The sequence below is a fragment of the Natronobiforma cellulositropha genome (assembly GCF_025629245.1).
Classification (GTDB): domain Archaea; phylum Halobacteriota; class Halobacteria; order Halobacteriales; family Natrialbaceae; genus Natronobiforma; species Natronobiforma cellulositropha.
Window position 1 is genome coordinate 61,307 of sequence record NZ_JANZXN010000009.1, and the last position, 20,308, is coordinate 81,614.

Here is a 20,308-nt window from a genome sequence, read left to right on the forward strand (position 1 = left end):
AACGTGGCCAAAACGTTTATCACTCTTATCTCTGCCTGCCTTATTTTAACCTGAACGTTGCAAAATACAGGCATGAGGTGCAATCTCTGGCCTTTTCTCACCTGTTCGACCCGTAGACGAACACTAATGTCTGCTTCTCGTGTTATTCTGTCTGGCACGAGTGTTTTATTTACCGTCATTCGGGTTGGTCAGTTCCCTGTTACTTATTAGGTGCGGGTTCATTAACCCTGTTAATTCGTGATTGAGTGATCGTTCCGTGATGGCTGGGCGACATGTGCGTGTCGCCGGGCTCGAGGACACGTTCTCGACCACGAGTGCCCCATGGTGATCGGATAATGCGTGAGGAAAAACAACACACAGAATCGGTTTTCGACGAGTTGTCGAAAGCGTCGACCGCATCCACACGGTCGGAATCGTACGACCTCTTGACCGCGACGTTCGAGGACGAGGGTCGCCCCATCGAACACGAACTCGACGAACTGATGGCCCAGGTCAACGACTCGCTGCCAGTCGACGACATCCAGTTCGACGAGGCAATCATCAAAGAGAACTTAGAGGAAATCCTGCTGATGTTAATCGCCCTCCACGGCGAGACCCACGGCAAGGAAATACTCTCTGATCTGACACACCTCTTCGACGCCCAGCTCAGCCCCGGTACGGTCTACCCGGGCCTGCACAAACTCGAGGAGGAAGACGTCCTCTCGATGCACGCGAAGGTCAGAACCAAAGAGTACTCCATCGCCGACACGGCGTTCGTCAGAGCGACCATCGAACAGACGATGCTCCAGCACCTCGCGTTCGGTCTCCTCCTATACGCGTTCCTCCCCAGGCTCGAGCCTGCGCCCTGATCACGGCTGTCCCCGCTCACTCGTCACTCGTCTCCGCTCCCGAGCGGCCGCTACTCGTCGCTCTCTTCGAGTCCCTTCGCGATGTCGGCGAGCGACTGCTTCGGTGGTTCGCGGGCGTCGTAGTAGGCCGTCTCGCCCGGCGCGCGGAGTCCGTAGAGAAACCCTGGCTCGACGACGTCGACGAGGACCGACGAACCGTCACCGACGCCGTGGTCGCTCGCCCAAGAGGCGAGGCGGTCGACACCCTCACGCGGGTCGCGAGCCATCCGTGGCGCGTCGTAGACGCCGTCGATCACCCGTTCGTCTTCACCACCGGCGAGTGGACGTGCCACCAGCGCGAAGCGCTCCTCGCCGTCGAGGACGGTTCTGACGACCTCCTCGAGCGGGAACGACTCACACTCGTCTTCGGGCACGTCGAGGCGAACTCCCGTCGCTGTCCCCGCGAGCGTCGCCCGCACGGTGTGTACCGACGGGTGGTCACTCGAGATACGATCAGCCATGAAGGGGGGTTACTCGTCGTCCTCCTCGGACTCGAGCCCGAGGAGCTCCTCGACGGAGGTGTCACCGCGCCCGACGATGGCGGTGTTGACCTGTGCAACGGCGTCGCTGACCTCTCGGCCACGGACGGTGATCCGTCGTCGCTCGCCGTCTCGCTCGGGCTTGTAGCCGGTCTGGCGCTCGTCCATCAGCACTTCCGTGATGTTCGGTCCGGCGACCGTCTCGTTCAGCGGCCGGCCCGCCTCGTCGGAGCCACCGGTGATCTCGAGCGTGTAGCCGTCGAGTCCGACGGCACTCCCATCGACTTCGTCGCCGATCGATTTCCCGAGGAACCGGTTCGCGTCCTGCGCTTCCGCCTCGAGCTGGTACGACGCACCCGACTCGGGTTCGCCGACGACGACAGTGAAACTTGCCATGTCGGACGCAAAACGGCCAGCGCTCAAAAGAACATCGAATCCGAACGCTCGCGGCCGTTGCCGGCGGAGGCTCGAACACTGAAGTGTACTCGGCGCCCACGTCTTCGCGTGTCACTCGAACCCGGCCCGCTCGAACTCGCCTTGCGCCGCGAGTTCGCTGCCACCGTCGGCGAGTCCCGCGTCGTCGTCCGGCAGGCGGTCGACCTCGCCGATTCGGGGCTGTACGAGGCGGACGTCGGCGTCCCGCTGACCAACGAGGTCGTCCTCGAGGAACTCACCGACGCGCCCCACGGGACGCTCGCCGACCGGTGGAACTGGTGGATGGGCGCGCTCGAGGTCGCCTACACCGGCTACGCCCAGTTTGGCATCCAGCGCTACCGCCGGTGACGAGGCGGCCGGGTTCGACCATCCGTGCCGACGGATCCGAAATGAATAAACCGTTTCTGACTACAGAGTCAGGTAGTGACCGAACCGACCGTTCGCGAGTCGATGATGACCGCCACCTACGAAGCGCTGTGTGCCTGTGGCTACACCGACCTCACCGCCCAGGCCATCGCAGACCGGACGGACAAGAGCAAGTCCCGGCTGTTCTACCACTACGACTCGCTCGAGGACCTCATCGTCGACTTCATCGACTACCTGATCGAACGGTTCGACGAACGGACCGAGGAGACCGCCGATCTCCCGCCACTCGAGCGCCTCGAGCGCTTCGTCGACTGGTTCCTCTACGGTCCCGACGACACCGAACGGGTCTCCTTTCACACGGCGTTGCTCGAACTCCGCGCGCAGGCACCGTACAACGAGCGCTACCGCGAGCAGCTTCGACGGACCGACGCGCGCCTGCGTGAGACGCTCGAGTCGATCCTCGAAGACGGCCAGGCCAGCGGCGACTTTCGCGACCACGACGCCTCACGGACCGCCTCGCTGCTGATCGCCGCCTTCGACGGCGCGCGGGTGCGCCAGCTCACCCTCGAACGCGACGCGTACCTCGAGGACGTCCGAGACGGCGTCACGACGATGATCATCGCGGGGATTCTCGCCGACGGCGTCGAGTTCCCCACCGGGGGCGAACCGACGGACGAAGACGACGGTGAGTGCGATGGCTGAGGAGCGCTTCGACGACGCGCTCCGCTCGCACGTCGACGCCTGGCTCCGGGAACGAACCCTCTCGCCGGCGGTCGAACGGTGCGTCGCCGACGCCGTCGACCCCGACACGCCGACGCTCTCGCTCTCGCTCGCACTCACCCGTCTGAGTGCCGACGTCGCCCCCGGACGCGCTCTCTCCCTCGAGACGCTACTCGAGGTGAGCGTCTCGGTCGCGACCCTCGGCGGCTACCTCCGCCTGCGCCGCGACATCCTCGAGTCGGGCGCGCGGACGAGCGCTCGCGAACGCGACCTCGCCCTCCTCGCGAGCGACCACCTCCACGCCTCCGCACACTCCCACCTGGCGACGCTCGACCTCCCGCCGGAGCGCCACACCGACGCCTACCGCGAACTCACCGCCGGGTCGGCGGCGCTCTCTCGGTCGTTCTTCGAGACCGGCGACGCCGGAGACGGTCCCGAGACGGCCCGACACCCAACCGCCATCCTCGCGGGTACCGGCTGTGCGCTCGGCTGTCTCGTCGCCGGCGCGCCCCGGGACGCCGTCGACGCGATGCGCACCTACGGCGAGTCCCTGCTCGCCGCCCTCGAGCGCCTCGAGTGGGACGAACCCGAACCGGCCCGCGCCCTCGAGCGCGCACTCACCGACGGCGACGCCTCGCTCGAGGGACCGACCCCCGGCGGGTACAGCACCACAACCCACCTCGAGCGGGCACGCCACGCCCTCGGCGTTCTGCCCGACACCGACGCCGCGCTGGCGCTCGAGCGGGCGACGGATGCACTCTCGAGCGCCTCGGAGCCTCACCACTGACCCATGTCCAGGAACCGCCCGGTCTGGCCCGCCTACCTGCTCACCTTACTCGCCGCCGGTCTCGGCCACTGGTACCTCGGTGCGTTCCGGCGCGGGACCCTCTGGTTTCTCACCTACCTCCTCGCACTCGTCTTCCTCAGCGCGCGCTCGCTCTCGGGGGCGTTCGACCCCGGAAACCCGTTCGTCGTCAGCGCCCTCCAGTTCGACTCGGTCGCCTACGTCGACGTCGCCGTCCCCCTCGCGATCGTCCTCGTCTGTCTCACAGACGTCTACGCACGGACACTCACGGTGGCCGACGATGGCGCGTGAGCGCCGTCTCTGCACCCGTTTCCGCCCCCGCTCGAGTGCGCCGACGGTCTCCAGTCGGGGGATCACACGGTGAACCTCGAGTTCCTCGGCGGCGCGCGCGAAATCGGCCGCAGCGCGCTCCTGGTCGACGACTCGCTCTTACTCGACTTCGGGATGGACTCGGGTAACCCGCCCCAGTTTCCGGTCGGCTCGGCCGACCCCGACGCCGTCGTCGTCTCCCACGGCCACCTCGACCACGTCGGCTCGCTCCCGTCGCTGCTCTCGGGCGACGCCCGCCCGCCCATCCACTGGACCCAGCCGACCGCCGACCTCGCGATGACGCTCGCTCGAGACACCCTCTCGCTCCACGGCGGCAGCTACAACTGCCCGTTCACGGAGGCCGAACTCGCCCGCATGACGCAGGTCTCGCGCACCCACGGCTACGGCCAGCCGTTCGAGGCGGCGGGCTACGAGGTCACGTTCTTCGACGCCGGCCACGTCCCCGGGAGCGCCCACGTCCTCGTCAGCGACGGCGAGACGCGCCTGCTCTACACCGGCGACTTCCACACCGAAGACCAGCAGCTACTCGCGGGGACGAGCGCGCGCCCGGACGCCGACGTCGTGGTCTGTGAGAGCACCTACGCCGACACCACCCGGCCGCCGCGCGCGGAACTCGAGCGGGCGTTCGCCGAGAGCCTGCGCCAGACGATCTGGGAGGGTGGAACCGTCGTCGTCCCCGCCTTCGCCATCGGCCGGACCCAGGAGGCGATGTGTCTCTGCGCCGAGTACGACCTCGAGTGTTACGTCGACGGGATGGGGGCGCGGGTCACCGACCTGTTCCTCCGGCCGCGAAACCGCGCGTTCTTGCGCGATCCGGCGCTGGTGCGGCGGGCGGCGGGTCACGCCCGCTTCGTCGACGGCCGCGACGGCCAGCGCGAGCGCATCGCCGCCGGGAACACGGTGATCGTGACGACCAGCGGGATGCTCCACGGCGGTCCCGCGATGACCTACGTGCCCGCGGTCCGGGACCACCCGACGAACAAGATCGCGATGGTCGGCTTCCAGGCTCCCGGCACGCCCGGCCGGGAACTGCTCGACACCGGCCGCGTTCCGATCGACGGCCGCGTCCTCCCGGTGAGTGCGACCGTCGAGAGCTACGACTTCTCCGCCCACGCCGACCGCGAGGGCCTGCTCGCTTTCCTCGAGCCCTACCGCGACTCCCGGCTGCTCTGCGTCCACGGCGACGACTGCCCTGGCTTCGCTGCCGACCTCAGAACGCGCGGCTTCGACGCGAGCGCGCCCGCCCTCGGCGAGACCGTCACCGTCGGCGAGTGAGACCGTCGGTACCGGCACCCGCACACCGTCGGTGGGTCTCGCCGGAACACAGCGCGACCGAGGGGACGAGTCGACGCCCGCGTTTGATGGGGACTGGCGACGAACGTCGACCATGGCTCCACTGGTATCCCGTGCCCGCTCGAGGCGACCGCCCCTCTTCGCCGGAGGTGGCCGCCGATGAGCCGCGTCCTCGTCGCCTACGGCTCGAGCGAGGGCCAGACCGCCGCCATCGCCGAACGGATCGGTGACACGCTCGCCGGTCTCGGCCACGAGGTGGCGCTCGTCCACGTCGACCACGCCCCGGACTCGGTGTCGCTGTCGGCCTACGACGGCGTCGTCGTCGCCGCCTCGGTCCACCGGGAGGCCCACCAGCGGGGTGTTCTCGAGTTCGCGCGCACCCACCGCCGGGCGTTGTCCGACCGGCCGTCGGCGTTCGTCTCCGTCAGCCTCACGGCGGCGGGCGCGGCCGAGACCGACGAGCGCGAAACCCGCCGCTACATCGACGAGTTCTGTGCCGACACCGGCTGGACGCCCGACCTGACCGAACCGGTCGCCGGAGCGCTCGCGTACCGCCGTTACGGCCTGCTGACGCGCTTCGTCATGCGCTACATCGCCGGCCGGAAGGGACTCGAGACCGATACCTCGCGCGACCACGAGTACACCGACTGGGACGCCGTCGACGCCTTCGCCCGCCGGTTCTCGGCGACGCTCGCCGGTGACGGCTCCGACCGTGGCGGCTCGCCCACCGAGGACGAGCCGTGACCCGACGCCAGCCAACGCTCAAGTGACTCGTCGGTGTACGGGTCCGGATGGCCGAACCAGCCGACGACCTCGAGTTGAGCGACGAGGAGCGCGCAGCACTCCACGAGTGCCAGCTCGCCATCGAGTACGTCCACCGCGCCTACGGCGACTTCCTCCGGTTTCACCACCAGGTCGGGCACGCCATGGACCGCTTCGCCACCGCCGAGGGGTACTTGCGCGAGGCGGGCCGTGGGGCGTACGCCGACGCGTTGCGAGACGACCTGCTCCCGGCGGGTGCGGTCGACGACCGCTGGACCTACGAACTCGTCGAGGCGTTCGCTGACGGCTTCTACACCGACGCCACCGGGTTCGAGGCAGCTCTCCGTGCGGAGCTCGCCGACGGGGTCGAACACGTCACCGAGCGCGCCCACCAGCGCCGCCTCCGCGAGCGGGCGTCGGGGTGGGGACCGTAACCACCGTCGCCGTTTCCGTCCCTGCCTGCACCGACGCCGGGTGACCGAGCGTTCGTTCGGTCAGCGATCGTTCAATTTCTGAATCACGTCTCTAATTACTATCGGTATTCGATACATAATAATGACCAATGAGCGGGGTCGTTACCCACCGTACGACGGGTCGCCCGGGAAACTGATCGATCAATAAGTATTCTTATGACCTTGCCGTACAGCGTGGTAATGAATTCGAGACGATACGACGTGATCGTCGTCGGCGTCGGTGGGGTGGGGAGTGCGACGGTCGCGTCGCTCGCAACGCGCGGCGCGGACGTCCTCGGCCTCGAGCGCTTCGACGTTCCGAACGACTACGGTGAATCACACGGCTACGCGCGAGCGATCCGCCCGGCGACCGACGAGGTCGACGCCGCGGTCGACCTGCTGGGCGACGCCCACGACCACTGGCAGGCGCTCGAGACCGACCACGGCCGCCCACTCCTCCTCGAGACCGGCGCGCTCGACGTCGCACCCGAGGGAAGCCGGGTGCTCGAGCGCACCCGACGGGCGTGTGAGCGCCTCGAGGTCGAGTACGAGGACCTCTCTCACGCGGACCTCGCGGAGCGCTACCCGGTCTTCGACCTGCCCGGCGACGAGTACGCGGCGCTCTCCCAGCCAGCGGGCGGTCTCGTCGCCCCCCAGCAGTGTACGATCGCCCACGTCGAGCGCGCCCACGAGGCGGGTGCGACGATCCACGCCAGAGAGCGCGCCACCGGCTGGCGCTCGAGCGACGACGGCGTCCGCGTCGACACCAACCACGACACGTACCGTGCGGACCGACTGGTGCTCACCGCCGGGACCTGGACGCCGGACTTCGTCGACGACCTCGCCGACCACCTCGTCTGTGAACGCCGCCTCGACGCCTGGTTTCACCCGCACACTCCCGAGGCGTTCACACCCGAGCAGTTGCCCGTCTTCTCGCTCACCGTCGGCGCCGAGCGCTACGACGGCGCGCCCACGTTCGCCGTCCCCGGCTTCAAAGTCGGCCGCCACCGCCACCGCCGCGAGCGCGTCGACCCCGACGAGATCGACCGCGAACCGATGCCCGAAGACGAGCGCATCCTCCGCTCGTTCACCGAGCACCACCTCCCCGAGGGCGCCGGTGAGACCATGCGACTCGAGCCCTCCGTCGCCGCGACGACGCCCGACGGGACGCCGGTCGTCGACACGCTCGCGGCGGGGCGCGTCGCCGTCGCCGTCGGCTTCTCCGGCCGGCGCTTCGCCTACGCGCCCGTCGCCGCCGAGATCCTCACAGACCTCGTACTCGAGGGTGAGACCGACTACGAGATCGACGCGTTCTCGCTCGAGCGCTTCGACGAGTGAGCACGGGATTCGCTCGCGCGTGTCTGTGTAGCGGGAGCTGAAGCCAGTGGATCAGTCGTTGTAGTGGGATCCGAACCAGTGGACCTGGTATTCGGAGAAGAGTTTCCTGAGCAGGCTCCCACTCCCGGGAGGGCCCAAGAACGCCCACTGCCACGCCGATTATTGCTCGTCGATCGTCCACTCACCCTCGAATTCGCCGCCGAGGTGGTCGCGTTCGGTCACCGTCACGTGCTTCGGAGGCGCGTCGTCGAACTCGACGGTCAACCGGTAGCCGTCTTCACCCTCCGCGTCGGTACACCCGGGCGTAATCCGTCCGAGCATTGTGCGCCCCTCCGAAATCGTCGCGGTAAACGTTGCGGTCTCTGCTTCGTATGCCGTGGATGCGAGTCGCACCTGGGTACAGTCCTTCGAGCCGTGGACGAGTCGGCCGGTGACGCGAAGTGACCGGGTGGCTCGGTCGACAGTCAGTGACGGCTCGTAGCCGCGCGTTCTCTCGTTAGTGACCGCTGGGCCGGTCTCGACCGTCGTCGGCTCCGTTCGCTCGAAGGAGAGACTGGCGATGTGCTGGTCAGGGTTCGACTGCGTCGTTGGACTGCCAAACACGATGCTCCCACCAGCACCCACTCCGACTAACCCGAGAGAGATGACACCAAGATATGCTCTCCGATTCATGCTCACACTTATCGTGTCACCTGGAAAACTGTTCCGGAGGTACTATCTGGCTGTGACTGGTCAAGCTGGCGGTGCGTTCAAAACGGACGTACGAGGAAACTGGCCGACGAATTCGACCACACGTACCCGTCAGCACAGGGGCTATCGTCCGAACAGTCTGCAGAGAGGGCGGAGGCGAGCGGGCGATATCGGCCGGTCAGTCGTCGGCGGCGGCCGCGCCACTCCCTTCCGCCTGCGCTCTCGTCCAGGAGAGTTTGCCACCCGCCGCCAGAATGTCGCGCTCGCGCTGGGAGGCCCGGAGCGTCGCACTGAACTCCTCGTCACCGACGCGGACGGTGAACTCTTCTGCGCCACTCGAGACGGCCTCTGCGACGTCGTCGACGATCTCGAGGTCGTCACCCTGCTCGATCGCCTCGTAGGTCTCGGCGTCGATCTCGAGGGGCAGCAGGCCGAAGTTGAAGAGGTTCGCCCGGTGGATGCGCGCGAAGCTCTGAGCGAGGACGCCCTCGACGCCGAGGTACATCGGACAGAGCGCGGCGTGTTCGCGTGAGGACCCTTGCCCGTAGTTCTCGCCGGCCAGCAGGAAGCCGCCGTCGGACTCGAGTGCGCGCTCGGCGAAGGTGTCGTCGACGCGAGAGAGGGTGAACTCCGAGAGTTTGGGGACGTTCGAGCGGTACATCAGGATGTCCTGGGTCGCCGGGATGATGTGGTCGGTGGTGATGTTGTCGCCCATCTTCAGGAGGACCGGTCCCGAGAGGTCGCTCTCGAGTGGCTCTTTCAGCGGCACGTCACCGATGTTCGGTCCCTTGACGAGGTCGTCGTCGACGGCTTCCTCGGGGGTGATGAGGTCGGCTTTCGAGGCGTCGTAGACCGCCGGGAGTTCGACGCCGGGATCCTCGAGATCGCCGAGTTCCTCGGCCAGGTCACGCGGGTCGACGATCTCGCCGGCGAGCGCGGCGGCGGCGGCGACCTCGGGTGAGCAGAGGTAGACGTTGTCGTCTTCGATGCCCGAGCGCCCCTCGAAGTTGCGGTTGAAGGTGCGAAGCGAGACCGAGTCGCTGGCGGGAACGTGGCCGATCCCGATACAGGCCCCGCAGGTCGCCTCCGAGAAGTTGACGCCCGCGGCCATCATCTCGGCGACCCAGCCCTCGCGCGCGAGGAGTTCACTCGCCTGTTTCGACCCCGGCGCGACGATCATCTCGGTCGTCTTCGCGATCTCGCGTCCCTCGAGCATCTTCGCCGCCGGGAGGATGTCCTCGTAGGCACCGTTGGTACAGGAGCCGACGATGACCTGATCGACCGACTCGCCGGCGACCTCCCGGACGGGGACGACGTTGTCCGGCATCGACGGCGTCGCGATCAACGGCTCGAGATCCGAGAGGTCGACGACGATCTCGTCGTCGTAGGTCGCATCGTCATCGGGCTGCAGGTCGACGTAGGCGTCCTCGCGGCCGACGCGCTCGAGGTAGTCGCGCGTCTCCTCGTCGGTCGGGAAGATCGAACTCGTCGCGCCGAGTTCGGTCCCCATGTTGGTGATCGTCATCCGCTCGGGGGCGGTGAGCGTCTCGACGCCCGGACCCGTGTACTCGAGAATCTTGCCGACGCCGCCTTTGACCGAGAGGCGACCCAGGAGCTCGAGGATGACGTCTTTGGCGGTCGCCCACGCGGGCAGTTCGCCCTCGAGTCTGACCGCGACGATTTCGGGCATCTGGATGTAGTAGGGTGCCCCGCCCATCGCGACGGTGACGTCGATGCCGCCAGCGCCGATGGCGAGCTGGCCGAGACCACCCGGCGTCGGCGTGTGGCTGTCGGAACCGAGCAAGGTCTTGCCGGGCGCGGCGAAGTTCTCGCGGTGGACGTTGTGACAGATCCCGTTGCCCGGCCGGGAGAAGTGCGCCCCGAAGGTGCCCGCCGCCGACCGCAGGAACCGGTGGTCGTCCGTGTTCTTGAAATCGAACTGGTAGGTCTGGTGGTCGCAGTACTGGGCGGCGACCTCCGTCTGGACCTCGTCGAGACCCATCGCCTCGAACTGCAGCCAGACCATCGTCCCCGTCGTGTCCTGGGTGAGCACCTGATCGATCTCGATTCCGATCTCCTCGCCGGTCTCGAGCGTTCCCTCGACGAGATGCTCCTCGAGAATCTTCTCGGTGACCGTCTGTCCCATACCCTCACTATTACTCATCTATCCGGATAAAACCCGCGCGTAGCTCGGGTTGACGGTCTCACCGGCCGTCAGATTCCGTTCTCGACTCGCTCGTTCGTCCTGCGGACTCGCCACGTCGAAGCCGAACGACTATGGCGTCCCTCTGTGTCCACCCGGCTATGTATCGATCCGGCACGTTCGTCGCCGAGCACGTCTCGCCGACGACCGACGACCAGATCCAGCCCAACGGCGTCGACCTCACCCTCGACGTGATCTTCGAACAGCTCGAGCCGGGGCGACTCGGGACCGACGGCAAAGAGATCGGCGAGCGCGTCGCCCGCCCGCTCGAGGAACTCGAGCGGAAAGTCCCCGACACCTACTACCTCCCGGCGGGGGCGTACGTCGCCCGCTACGGCGAGCGCATCGCGATTCCCGAGGGCCACGTCGGCTTCGTCTACCCGCGCTCGTCGCTGCTGCGCAACTCGTGTATGCTCAACACCGCCGTCTGGGACGCCGGCTACGAGGGCCGCGGCGAGGGGCTGTTGCAGGTCCACCACGACATCGAACTCCAGCGCGGGGCGCGCATCGCCCAGCTGGTGCTCACGGAAGCGAACCACGAGACGGTCTACGACGGCAGTTACCAGGGCGAGAATCTCGAGTGAGTATCAGGCTTCGTCCTCGGGGACCACGCCGTAGCGGGTCTCGAGGAGGTCTGCGGTCTCGCTGAGTTCGTCGAGGGAGACGGCGACCTGGAGGACGGAGGTCTCCGCCTCGAGCGCCTCCTCGAGTGCGTCGACGGCCGCCGTGTACTGGTCGTGGCCGCTCTCGGTGACGCGCCCCTCGAGCAGCGGCTCGAGTTCGCGTGCGTTCTTCGCGATGGCTTCGACGAACTCGAGGTACTGTTCGTCGGTCTCGACGCCGCTCTCGAGGGCGTCGCGGGCGCTCGCGGAGATGGCGAAGGCGATCCGGGTCGCCTGTGCGCTGTCGTCGAAGCGGTCTGCCACGTCGTCGAAGTAGCGGACGGTCGTCTTCAGCGACTTCTGGGTGGCGTAGTCGTTGTGTACCTCGAGTTCGCGCGAGAGCGCCTCGATGTTCGACTGGAGGCGCTCTAAGCGGATGGCGAAGCCTTCGATCTGGTCGAGTTCGCCCTCGATGTAGTCGGTTGGTTCGCCGACGGTCGTCCGGTGTGGGTTGTCGGTGTCGGCGATGTGGGCGATGAGCGCCGCGTAGAGCATGTCGTTGTCGTAGACGAACGGGCGGCGTCTGGTCTCCTGGCCGGGTTTCCACTCGCCGTCGGGCGTGCGCTTGAACGAGCCGAGGAAGACCGACGGATCGGTTCGGCCGTCGACCTCGGCGCGGGCGTTCTCGTGGTAGGCTTCGGCGAGGGCGTTCGCGACCGCCGTCGGATCGCTCGCGCCCTGGCGCTGTAAGTCGGGGAACTCGATGTGCGGGACGGTCTTGTACTCACTCGGGGGTGTCTCCCGGTAGGTAATGTCGAAGACCTCGAGAATGCGACTCTCCTCCGACTCCTCGCCGCTCAGCGGTTCGCCGCCGGGGACGGGAACGGGGTCTTTCGTCTCCTCTTCGTAGGCGATGTGGATGTACATCTCGTCGCCGTCGGGTGTGGGAAACCGCGTCGTCGTCGAGTTCTTGACGACGATCGGTCGCCCCTGGTAGTCGATGGCGACGCCGGGTTCGACCGTCACGCGCAGGCCGTCACCGTGGTCTTCGAGTTCGGAGATGGTCAGCCCGGAGACGATGCCCGACCCCGCGATCAGCTTGTTCGCGGTCTGTAAGCGATCCGTGTGGTACTCCTGTTCGACCCGCATGTCGCGGGCGGTCATCAGCTTCCCCTGGAAGTAGCGATTCTTCTCGAACTGTCGTAGCTCGAATCCGTTCGAGGCGTGTCGTTCTTGTTCTTGGCTCATGGTTTCGGTTGGCTGTGATCGTAGAAGGCTGCTGTGTTTGACTGGTTACTCGAGTAGTTCTGATTCCTGTCCGAGCGCGGCGGTTCCGAGTTCGAGACGATGTTTCGGAAGGGTGGTATTTATACCTAGGTAGGAGTTTTCCCCCAGCTGGAAGCGCTCGCGAAGCGGTTCGCAGACGGCGTCGGCGTACGCCGGTTTCTCGGCGTCGACGATGCGTTCGATCGCGCTGACGTGCGCCGGTGGTACCGAGGGATCGATCAGCACCTGGAAGCGCTGTGGGTCGCCGAGCAGTCGCGCGTGAGACGCCCTCGTCACCCGGTCGGTGATACACTCGAGGTCGGCGTACTCGACGATTCGAACCAGGTCGCGGACGTCCGGGGTCTCGCCGTCCGAACGCGCCCCTTCCAGCGGACGGTCCGCGTGTCTGAGGTAGAGTTCGATGATCTCGAGCAGTCCCGCTCGCGTCCCGCGCATCCGGTACAGTTCCGGGGCGCGCGAGAGCAGTTCCCGGCGGGCGGACTCCGGCCAGGCGTCGCCGATGTCGACGGCCAGCCAGGTGTTCAGCCAGGAGAGGTACGCGTCGGGGACGCCGTCGGGGTCGAGGTAGTGGGTGACGTCGTCGATCTCCGTCTCGATGTCGGCGAACACCGTCTCGAAGATCGAGAGGTACTGTTCCAGGAACTCGGACCGCGATCCCTCCTCGCGGTAGATCTCCGGTAAGTAGCGCAGGTAGGACTGGCGCGGGCAGTAGGCGGTCAGCGAGCGAACCCTGGGCGAGGAGCGACGGCTCCCGACCAGGTGGACGACGACGTGGAGGTACCGCCCCACCGCGTCGTCGAGGAAGACGTCTTCGGGGTCGTGTGTCGCCACCGCGTCCTCGCGCTCGTCGAACGTCGCCCGGATGCGCTCGCGCGCTCGCTCGCGCCAGTGTTCGACCGTCTCCCTCGAGGCGTCGGACACCGCTTCGCACAGTTCCGTCGGCGTCGCCTCGAGGAGCTCCCAGAGACCGGTGATGCCGGCCGCCGCGAGGGTCTCTGCGGTCTCGTCGTCGACCGCGTCGAACTCACTGAAGTCGTCGATCCCCTCCTCGTCGCCGTCCGAGGCGTAGTAGCGCATGTCGACGCGCGTACCGACCGTCTTGCGGTCGATGTCGAACGTCGCCCGGTGCCACTGGAGTTCGCGAACGCCCGCGTCGAGGCGGCCGACGATCTCGCCTTCGTACCGCGTGCTCTCGTCGTTCTTCCGGTTCTCGCGACCCTCCTCGAGCGCCCAGGCGGCCGCCTCGCCGTCGATCGCGTACAGCCGGTGGGCGTTCGCGTCGCCGCCTGCGTCCATCGCCTGCGAGAGCAACGCCGTCGGCGTGCGCTCGAACCCGGGGAGCGCCTCGGCCGTGTCGTCGGCGAGCCAGTAGCGCAGCACCGACGGGCCGTCCGGATCGGTGCCACCGAGGACGATGGCTCCATCGCGCTCGGCGGTGAGTGTCGTCGTCTCGAACGTCTCGGGTAGCTCGAGTACCGTCTCCTCGGCGTCGGTCGCGACCCCGTTCTCGGCCGCGTCGTCGGCCGGATACCGCGAGAGGACGGTCTCGTCGTCCCGGCGGTCGAGGACGAACAGCGCCCCGCCGGCGTCGACCGTGAGGTCGATCGGCGAGTGGAGTCCGTCGACGACGACGTCGGTCCGTTCGCCCGGCCCGACCGCGAGGACGAAGCCGCTCGCCCCGTCGCCGTCGCCGCCGTCGAGGACGTAGCCGCGGGTCGTGTCGCCGACGGCGCTGATCGGCGCGGTGAGCGCGGCCGTCGACCACTGGTAGGTGCGAAACTGCCTCGAGAACGACCCGACGCGGCCGTTCTCCCCGTCGATCAGGTAGAGGCTGTCCGCGGTGGTACAGATCGCGACCGGCCGGGTGAGTCCCGCCGCCTCCAGCTTCGAGAGCGAGAGCGACTTCAACTCGCCGACGGCGCGCATGTAGACGCCGAGTTCGCCGTCTGGGCCGAGCACGCTCAGATCGCCACTCGGGTTCAGATCGACGTCGACGGTCTCGAATCCGAGCGCCGTCTCGGCCAGCGTCGGCGTGGTGACGAGTGTGATTCCGTCCTCGGTCACGTCGACGTTTCGCCCGGACCAGCGCGCCCAGTCGTCGGGCGTGTGGGCGACGGCGAACGAGAAGTCCCGGGTCATCGCGCTCCCTCCACGTGCGCGCTGCTCGAGCGAACCGAGACGCTGACGCTCCGCTCGAGCAGGGAGAGCAGCGACGTCTCGGGGATGATGACGTTCCCGTGGTCGTCGATCTCCTCCTCGCCGCTCGCGGTCACCGTCACGTCGAGGACGCCCCGGACGCCGTCGACGTCGCCGACGACGTTCTCGACCTCGGAGACGTACAGCGGCCTGCCGAACGGCCAGCCCTCGCCGTCGAAGCCGGTCAGCGGGTGGACGTACGCGGTGAGTGCCTCCCGTATTGCCCCCCTGAGCCGCCGGGGCGGCCGCTCGGGCGTCGCCGAGACGGTGAGGTCGACCTCCAGGTCGACGTAGTGTGGCGCCTCGACGCGCACCGCGTCGGTCAGGAGGCGGTTCCGTTCGACGTGTTTGCGAACGGCGTCGAGGAACGCCTCACTCGCCTCCGGTCTCGCGTGGGTGCTGTAGGGAACGACCGAGAGGACGATTTCGGTTCGGTCGGTGTCGTCGCGTCGGAACTCCCGTCGGGTCGCGTTCGCCCGCCCGAAACGCAGGCCGGGTGTGTGCGTCGCGACGTAGCTGTAATCCTCGAGCGTCACCGCCCGGTACGGCCGTTTGAGATCGCGTTTGAACCGGTCCATCGCCTCCTCGACCGACTCGGCGTCCGCGCCGCCGCTGGCCGGGCCGGTCGGCTCGACCGCGAGGTCACTGGGACTGATACCGTCGGCGAGCTCCGCGTCCTCGCGCTCGAACTCCCACTGGGAGTGTACCGAGACGTTTCCGTCCTGGCCGCCGCCGTAGACGTACCGCTTCGCGCGGACGCGGCGGCCGACCGGCGGTTTCGCCCCGCGAACCCCGTCGCCGAACCTGATCGAGCGACGCTCGGCGTCGAAGACGTAGTGTCTGTCCGTCGGGCCGGAGGTGTCGAAGTCTTCGACCTCCTCGAAGCGCTCGCCGTCGACGACGATGTCCGCCTCGAGTACCGGTCCGTGTTCGAAGAAGAAGCGCCGTTCGGCGTCGATCGTCGTCTCGAGACCGTCGTCGCTTCGCGTCAGGAACTCGTCGTGGACCGTCGACCGGTGTGCGGCTTCGAGGACGTTCACCCGGATCGACGAACACTGCGGGGGGATCTCGTACTCGGCGTGGGCGAGCCGACAGCGCAGCCAGACCAGTTCGTCCGGCTGTCCGAGGACCGACCCGCCGCTCGCCGGTGTCGGCGTCTCCGCCGTCCGCTCGAGACGGACGACGCCGCCGTGGTAGAACGCGTCCGTCCCGTCGGCGGCGACCTCGAGCCGACTCCAGGCGTCGTCGTCTCGCCAGCGGTCGGGTTCGTGACAGCACTCCCAGACGAGTTCGACCGACGGCTCGAACGTCGACTCGGCGTCGCCGTGTTCGGCCGGTGCTGGCAGGTTGCGCTCGTAGAACTCGACCGTGAGCGCGAGTTCGTCCGCCGCCCCGAGCGGGTCGCGGTCGAAGCCGAAGTAGATGGCGTCACCCGCCCTGGGCTCCTCGCCGAACACCACGAAGTAGGTGTTCTCGGTCTCGTTCTCGGTCGTGTTGTCGACGGTGTCGCCGCCGGCGTGTGTGATGACCTTCTCGAGGCGGGCTTCGGTGAGCGTCGCATCGGTCGTCGTCTCGAACGTCTTCGAGACGCCCGAGCGGTCGTCGACGAGCAGCGCCTCTCCCGCGGGCACGACGAGTCCGTCACCGCCTTCGGGCGGTCTGACCGAGACGCGCGCGGTCGCCGGCCGGGGTGGCTGGCGGTCGACCCCGAGGATGTGCAGGTACTTCTCGCGGTGTTCTTCGGTCACCCGGTCGAGCTGGTAGGTGTAGGTCTCGCTGATCCAGGCGAGCAACTCGAGGATGGCGATTCCCGTGTCGTGGGCGTTGTGGTCGCTCCAGGACTCGGTGTAGATGGGGATTCGCCGCTTGGTCTCTTCGAAGACGTCCTCGAACTCGCGGTCGTCTAAGTCCGGTACGTCGAGACCCATCTAGCTCGTCCTCCTCGAGCGTTCCGCCTCGCTCGCCGTCGCTGTCCCCCACCGTTGCCGTCTCGTCTGTATCGCTGTCTCCATTCAGTGTCCACCTCCGGTCGTCACGGTCACGTCGTGTCTGCCGCTGTAGATGAGTACGTCCTCGCCGACCTCCGGTGCGCGCTCGTTGTCGGCGAGCGTGAACACGGAGCCGTCGTCGTCGAACGTCACGGAGATCCGCTCGACGCGGTTGACCGTCTCGAGCTGTTCGACGTGGGCGGCGAAGACCGACGGCGCCGGTACGCTCCCGATCTCCCAGCCGTCGCCCTCGGGTCCGCCCGACAGCGGGTGGATGAACGCCGCTAGCTCCGCTTCGATCTGTTCTTTCACGTCGGTGACGCTCTCTGCGCTCTTGATCTCGACGGTCGCCTCGACGCTGGTCTCGACGTACGTCGGCCCGCGGACGGTCAGCCGCGAGCGTCCCTCGCCGACGACGACCGCCGGCGCGCGCTCGCGCATGGTCTCTTCGACGCGTTTGGTCAGGTCGACCGAGGGAATCGGCTTCGGCTGGTCGGTCTCGGGGACGATCAACAGCGTCACGTACCCCGGCCGGTGCGCGCCGGTTTCGTCCATGCCGCTCTTACAGCTGACGGTCGCGAGTTCGCGCGAGGCCGAGCGGGCGATCCGCTCGAAGTCGTCTTCGGTCACCGGCTTCCCCCGGTCTCTGAGCTGTTTCGGCGCGCGCGAGACCAGCTCCGTGATCGGCTCTTCGTCCTCGCCGCCGTCGCCGGGTTCGGGGTTCGTCACCTCGTCGACGAACGTGATCGAGTCTTTCAGGTCGGTCACCGTCCCCGCCTCGACGTCGCCGTCGATGCCGCCGCCGGTCCGGTAACTCGCGGTCACGTTCTTCGATCCCTTCGGCGGAATCGCCCCGTTCCTGCCGTCGCCGAAGGTGAGGTGGCCGCTCGTCCGGTCGAGCACGTAGTGTCTGTCCTCCGGTCCCGACTCGAAGAAGTCCTCGACCTCCTCCCAGCGGACGCGAAACGCGGTCGTCGTCCCGTCCGGCCGAACGACGCGGTCGACGCGCTCCGGCTGGGTCCGCTCGAGCGTGCGCCGTTCGCTCTCCGAGAGCGACTCGATCTCGTCGACCCAGACCGTCGGCTCCATCACGGGCGTGTGCCTGAACTCGAAGGTCTGCTTCGCCGTGTCGCGACTCGAGCCGAGTACCTCGTCTTCGACGCTCCTGACGTTCTCCGCCCACTGGGTGTTGAGGTGGATACCGTAGAGGATCGGCGGCGTCCGGCTGTGCTCGCGCTGGCGGCCGGGCTCGCCCGCCGCACCCGCGGTGAGCGGTCCCTGCCCGCTTCCCGGGCCGTCGAGCTGGTCGGTCGAGACGAACAGCCTGCGCGAACTGCGGGCGAACTCGTCGCCGGTGACGCGCGCTCTGATCCAGTGGCGCTCACGTCCGAACAGTTCGAACGCCTCCGTCTCCTCGGGGAAGACGAGTTCGAGGATGCCGCGCTCGGTGAAGTCTTCTGTCCCGTCTCTGGCCGTCAGCCGCGTCCACTCGTTCGTGAGCGGATCCGAGCAGTACTCGACGTTGATCCAGGGAGTGAAGCCGTCGGGGTAGACGTCGCCCTCGAGCGGCAGGTAGACCGGAATCGGCCCGCCCCGGAGCGGGGCGTCGAAACCGAGGTAGAGCGCCTGCGTGTTCCCCGGCGGTGCCGTAAACGGCCTGAAGGTCCCCTCGGCCGTCGTGACGTCACGAACGCCGAGGGTGTTCTCACAGCGCAGCGCCGCGAACGGCTCGCCGCCCTGCTCGTAGCTGATCGTCACGGTCTCGAAACGCGGCGGGTGGACGTGGTCGGTGATGCGTTCCCAGACGTGTTCGTCGGTCTCTTCGACGCGCGCCTCGCCGTAGTGTCCACGGACGAATCGCGCGCGCACCCAGTAGTGTTCGTGGCCCATGACGGCCGTCGTCTCGAGGTCGTCGGGCACCTCGAAGCTGACCGAGCCGCTCTCTCTGAGCGCGTCCGTCTCGTCGGAGACGGCGAGACGCCGCCAGCTCTCGCCGTCCCAGTACTGCCAGGCGACCTCCGGGTCGTCGTCCTCGCGCTCCGTCTCCGGCTCGTGTGCGTTCTCGAAGGTGATCGAGACGGTCGCACCCGGCTTGGTGAACGCCTCCTCACACGCCAGTGAGAACGTCGTCGAGGCGACCGGCTCCCGGCCGAACGGGTAGACCTCGTCGTCGCCATCGAGAAACACCTGCTGGTCGTTGACGAACGTCTCGTCCGGCGTGAGCGTCCGCCCGGTCTCCTCGTCGCCGCCGACCGAGAGGCTCACCTCGTCGATCACGATCGAGAACAGCGCACTCGAGAGCTCTTCGCGGGGGATCCGACAGCGCAGCCACTTCGCCTCGACGTCGTCGACGGCACACTCGAGTGGCTCGCCGGGGACGTCGAAGGTGAGGCGGACGGGGTCGCCGTCGATCGCCTCGGCGTCGAACGTGTCGCCGGTCGCCGCCGCCCGGAACCGGTCCTGGAGGCTCGAGAACTGCCGTCTGAGCCCGCGGACGAGCGGCTCGTCGACGTCGTCGACGTCGAGGAGGTTCCGCGGCAAGACGGTGCCGTCGTCGCTCGTGCCGAACCGACCCTTTCGCACGTCGTCGGCGATGGCTCGCACGAGCGTCTCGAACTCCTCGCGCTCGATCATCACCAGCCCCTGGCGGTCGAGGACGGGTTCGAGGCGCTCGAGTAACTGCGTGATCTGGCTGATCTCCGAGATCCGCGGGACCCGCCGCGGTGGCTCGCCGTGGATCTCGAGCGGGTGCCATCCCTCCTCGACGACCGGTTCGTCATCGTCGTCTTCGGGTTCGACGACGCGCTCGCCGTAGTACTCCCACTCGAGGTACTCGCGGAGGACGCTCTCGGGGGCGTTCGTCGCGAGTTCGAGGTCGACCGTCGCGCCGGCGCTCAGCGTCAACAGCTCCGGGTCGCCCATGTAGAAGACGTGTTCCTGGAGGTTCTCGCCGACGAACAGGTGTGTTCGCTCGCCGGTCTCGAGGTCGTCGTAGTGGTCGACGATCCAGTCCATCCCCGGGTCGACGCCGTAGGCGTCGGTGAGCGTCGCGGGTGTCGCCTCGATGCCGGTGTCGACCGTCTCGAAGCGCTGTTCCGGCCGCTCGTCGGTCTCGCCGGCGGCGACCGTCGTGCCCGTCGGAATCGCGACGTTCTCGGTCGCCGCCTCGGACACCGTAAACGTCACCGGAAGCCGCGATGGTTGTGCGGGATAGGTATTGAAATCGAGCGAGTCGAGGAAGGCCATCTGGTGTTTCTCGGGCACCCGGTCGAGCCGTTCGACCACGTCCTCGACGAGGTCCGCGAAGATCTCGAGGATCACCGTCCCGGCGTCGTCCGAGTCCGGGTTCCACTGGTCGGTGTAGTACGGTGCGATCTCTTTGGTCCGCTCGAGGATCTCCTCGCGCGTCCGGCCGTCGAGTACGGGTGTTTCGGTCACGGTGTCACCCCCGCGGCCGTCGCTGCGTCGTCCATAC

At 67.6% G+C, this 20,308-nt stretch carries 18 protein-coding genes; 10 read left to right on the top strand and 8 right to left on the bottom strand.

All coding sequences use genetic code 11. The features are described 5' to 3' along the window. Nucleotides 1–335: 335 nt before the first annotated feature. Complete coding sequence (locus N0B15_RS04510; protein WP_263018286.1) at nt 336–848, top strand: PadR family transcriptional regulator; 513 nt, start codon at nt 336–338, stop codon at nt 846–848. A 50-nt stretch (nt 849–898) separates the two neighbouring features. Here the strand turns inward: N0B15_RS04510 and N0B15_RS04515 are convergent, their stop codons facing one another. Next, a complete protein-coding gene (locus tag N0B15_RS04515; protein WP_263018287.1) occupies nt 899–1,348 on the bottom strand; it encodes a DUF7112 family protein in 450 nt (149 codons plus the stop codon). 9 nt (nt 1,349–1,357) lie between these two features. Next, nucleotides 1,358–1,762, bottom strand: a complete 405-nt coding sequence (locus N0B15_RS04520; RefSeq protein ID WP_263018288.1) for a 30S ribosomal protein S6e — start codon at nt 1,760–1,762, stop codon at nt 1,358–1,360. Between the two features lie 108 nt (nt 1,763–1,870). Here N0B15_RS04520 and N0B15_RS04525 point away from each other — a divergent pair, with 108 nt between their 5' ends. From N0B15_RS04525 to solA, 8 genes are all read left to right on the top strand, one after another. Continuing rightward, nucleotides 1,871–2,149 (top strand): WNWW family protein, encoded by a 279-nt coding sequence (locus N0B15_RS04525; protein ID WP_263018289.1) that lies wholly within the window; start codon nt 1,871–1,873, stop codon nt 2,147–2,149. 75 nt (nt 2,150–2,224) lie between these two features. After that, nucleotides 2,225–2,869 carry a TetR/AcrR family transcriptional regulator gene (locus tag N0B15_RS04530; RefSeq protein WP_263018290.1) on the top strand — a complete coding sequence of 215 codons (645 nt, stop codon included), beginning with the start codon at nt 2,225–2,227 and terminating at the stop codon, nt 2,867–2,869. After that, nucleotides 2,862–3,674, top strand: coding sequence for a polyprenyl synthetase family protein (locus N0B15_RS04535; RefSeq protein ID WP_263018291.1), 813 nt, complete (start codon nt 2,862–2,864; stop codon nt 3,672–3,674). Before N0B15_RS04530 ends, N0B15_RS04535 begins: the two co-directional genes overlap by 8 nt. A 3-nt stretch (nt 3,675–3,677) precedes the next feature. Further along, nucleotides 3,678–3,983 (top strand): hypothetical protein, encoded by a 306-nt coding sequence (locus tag N0B15_RS04540; RefSeq protein WP_263018292.1) that lies wholly within the window; start codon nt 3,678–3,680, stop codon nt 3,981–3,983. Between the two features lie 69 nt (nt 3,984–4,052). Further along, the gene (locus N0B15_RS04545; RefSeq protein ID WP_263018293.1) at nt 4,053–5,297 is read left to right on the top strand and encodes an MBL fold metallo-hydrolase; all 1,245 of its coding nucleotides are present in this window, start codon (nt 4,053–4,055) and stop codon (nt 5,295–5,297) included. Between the two features lie 177 nt (nt 5,298–5,474). Beyond that, nucleotides 5,475–6,059, top strand: coding sequence for a flavodoxin domain-containing protein (locus tag N0B15_RS04550; RefSeq protein ID WP_263018294.1), 585 nt, complete (start codon nt 5,475–5,477; stop codon nt 6,057–6,059). A 47-nt stretch (nt 6,060–6,106) separates the two neighbouring features. Next, nucleotides 6,107–6,511, top strand: coding sequence for a hypothetical protein (locus N0B15_RS04555; RefSeq protein WP_263018295.1), 405 nt, complete (start codon nt 6,107–6,109; stop codon nt 6,509–6,511). A 219-nt stretch (nt 6,512–6,730) separates the two neighbouring features. Next, the gene (gene solA / locus N0B15_RS04560) at nt 6,731–7,867 is read left to right on the top strand and encodes an N-methyl-L-tryptophan oxidase (protein WP_263018296.1); all 1,137 of its coding nucleotides are present in this window, start codon (nt 6,731–6,733) and stop codon (nt 7,865–7,867) included. Nucleotides 7,868–8,026: 159 nt separating this feature from the next. Here solA and N0B15_RS04565 read toward each other — a convergent pair whose 3' ends face one another. After that, nucleotides 8,027–8,470, bottom strand: a complete 444-nt coding sequence (locus tag N0B15_RS04565; protein WP_263018297.1) for a hypothetical protein — start codon at nt 8,468–8,470, stop codon at nt 8,027–8,029. A 265-nt stretch (nt 8,471–8,735) separates the two neighbouring features. After that, nucleotides 8,736–10,703 carry an aconitate hydratase gene (locus tag N0B15_RS04570; protein WP_263018298.1) on the bottom strand — a complete coding sequence of 656 codons (1,968 nt, stop codon included), beginning with the start codon at nt 10,701–10,703 and terminating at the stop codon, nt 8,736–8,738. 158 nt (nt 10,704–10,861) lie between these two features. Here N0B15_RS04570 and N0B15_RS04575 point away from each other — a divergent pair, with 158 nt between their 5' ends. Next, a complete protein-coding gene (locus tag N0B15_RS04575; RefSeq protein ID WP_263018299.1) occupies nt 10,862–11,344 on the top strand; it encodes a deoxyuridine 5'-triphosphate nucleotidohydrolase in 483 nt (160 codons plus the stop codon). 3 nt (nt 11,345–11,347) lie between these two features. On the opposite strand, the gene cis13 is transcribed toward N0B15_RS04575, so the two are convergent. The 4 genes from cis13 to N0B15_RS04595 all read right to left on the bottom strand — a co-directional run bounded on the left by cis13 (nt 11,348) and on the right by N0B15_RS04595 (nt 20,271). Then, a complete protein-coding gene (gene cis13 / locus N0B15_RS04580; RefSeq protein ID WP_263018300.1) occupies nt 11,348–12,610 on the bottom strand; it encodes a CIS13 family contractile injection system protein in 1,263 nt (420 codons plus the stop codon). A 45-nt stretch (nt 12,611–12,655) separates the two neighbouring features. Beyond that, nucleotides 12,656–14,788, bottom strand: coding sequence for a phage tail protein (locus tag N0B15_RS04585; RefSeq protein WP_263018301.1), 2,133 nt, complete (start codon nt 14,786–14,788; stop codon nt 12,656–12,658). Beyond that, nucleotides 14,785–16,773, bottom strand: coding sequence for a putative baseplate assembly protein (locus tag N0B15_RS04590; RefSeq protein WP_263018302.1), 1,989 nt, complete (start codon nt 16,771–16,773; stop codon nt 14,785–14,787). The genes N0B15_RS04585 and N0B15_RS04590 overlap by 4 nt, the downstream gene beginning before the upstream one ends. 84 nt (nt 16,774–16,857) lie before the next feature. Then, the gene (locus N0B15_RS04595) at nt 16,858–20,271 is read right to left on the bottom strand and encodes a putative baseplate assembly protein (protein WP_263018303.1); all 3,414 of its coding nucleotides are present in this window, start codon (nt 20,269–20,271) and stop codon (nt 16,858–16,860) included. Between the last annotated feature and the right edge of the window lie 37 nt (nt 20,272–20,308).

Coding starts and splice junctions, on each gene's coding strand:
- N0B15_RS04520 (WP_263018288.1), bottom strand. CDS start 1,762: ATGGCAAGTTTCACTGTCGTCGTCGGCGAACCCGAGTCGGGTGCGTCG.
- N0B15_RS04535 (WP_263018291.1), top strand. CDS start 2,862: ATGGCTGAGGAGCGCTTCGACGACGCGCTCCGCTCGCACGTCGACGCC.
- N0B15_RS04585 (WP_263018301.1), bottom strand. CDS start 14,788: ATGACCCGGGACTTCTCGTTCGCCGTCGCCCACACGCCCGACGACTGG.
- N0B15_RS04570 (WP_263018298.1), bottom strand. CDS start 10,703: ATGGGACAGACGGTCACCGAGAAGATTCTCGAGGAGCATCTCGTCGAG.
- N0B15_RS04550 (WP_263018294.1), top strand. CDS start 5,475: ATGAGCCGCGTCCTCGTCGCCTACGGCTCGAGCGAGGGCCAGACCGCC.
- cis13 (WP_263018300.1), bottom strand. CDS start 12,610: ATGAGCCAAGAACAAGAACGACACGCCTCGAACGGATTCGAGCTACGA.
- N0B15_RS04590 (WP_263018302.1), bottom strand. CDS start 16,773: ATGGGTCTCGACGTACCGGACTTAGACGACCGCGAGTTCGAGGACGTC.
- N0B15_RS04510 (WP_263018286.1), top strand. CDS start 336: ATGCGTGAGGAAAAACAACACACAGAATCGGTTTTCGACGAGTTGTCG.
- N0B15_RS04575 (WP_263018299.1), top strand. CDS start 10,862: ATGTATCGATCCGGCACGTTCGTCGCCGAGCACGTCTCGCCGACGACC.
- N0B15_RS04540 (WP_263018292.1), top strand. CDS start 3,678: ATGTCCAGGAACCGCCCGGTCTGGCCCGCCTACCTGCTCACCTTACTC.
- solA (WP_263018296.1), top strand. CDS start 6,731: ATGAATTCGAGACGATACGACGTGATCGTCGTCGGCGTCGGTGGGGTG.
- N0B15_RS04515 (WP_263018287.1), bottom strand. CDS start 1,348: ATGGCTGATCGTATCTCGAGTGACCACCCGTCGGTACACACCGTGCGG.
- N0B15_RS04555 (WP_263018295.1), top strand. CDS start 6,107: ATGGCCGAACCAGCCGACGACCTCGAGTTGAGCGACGAGGAGCGCGCA.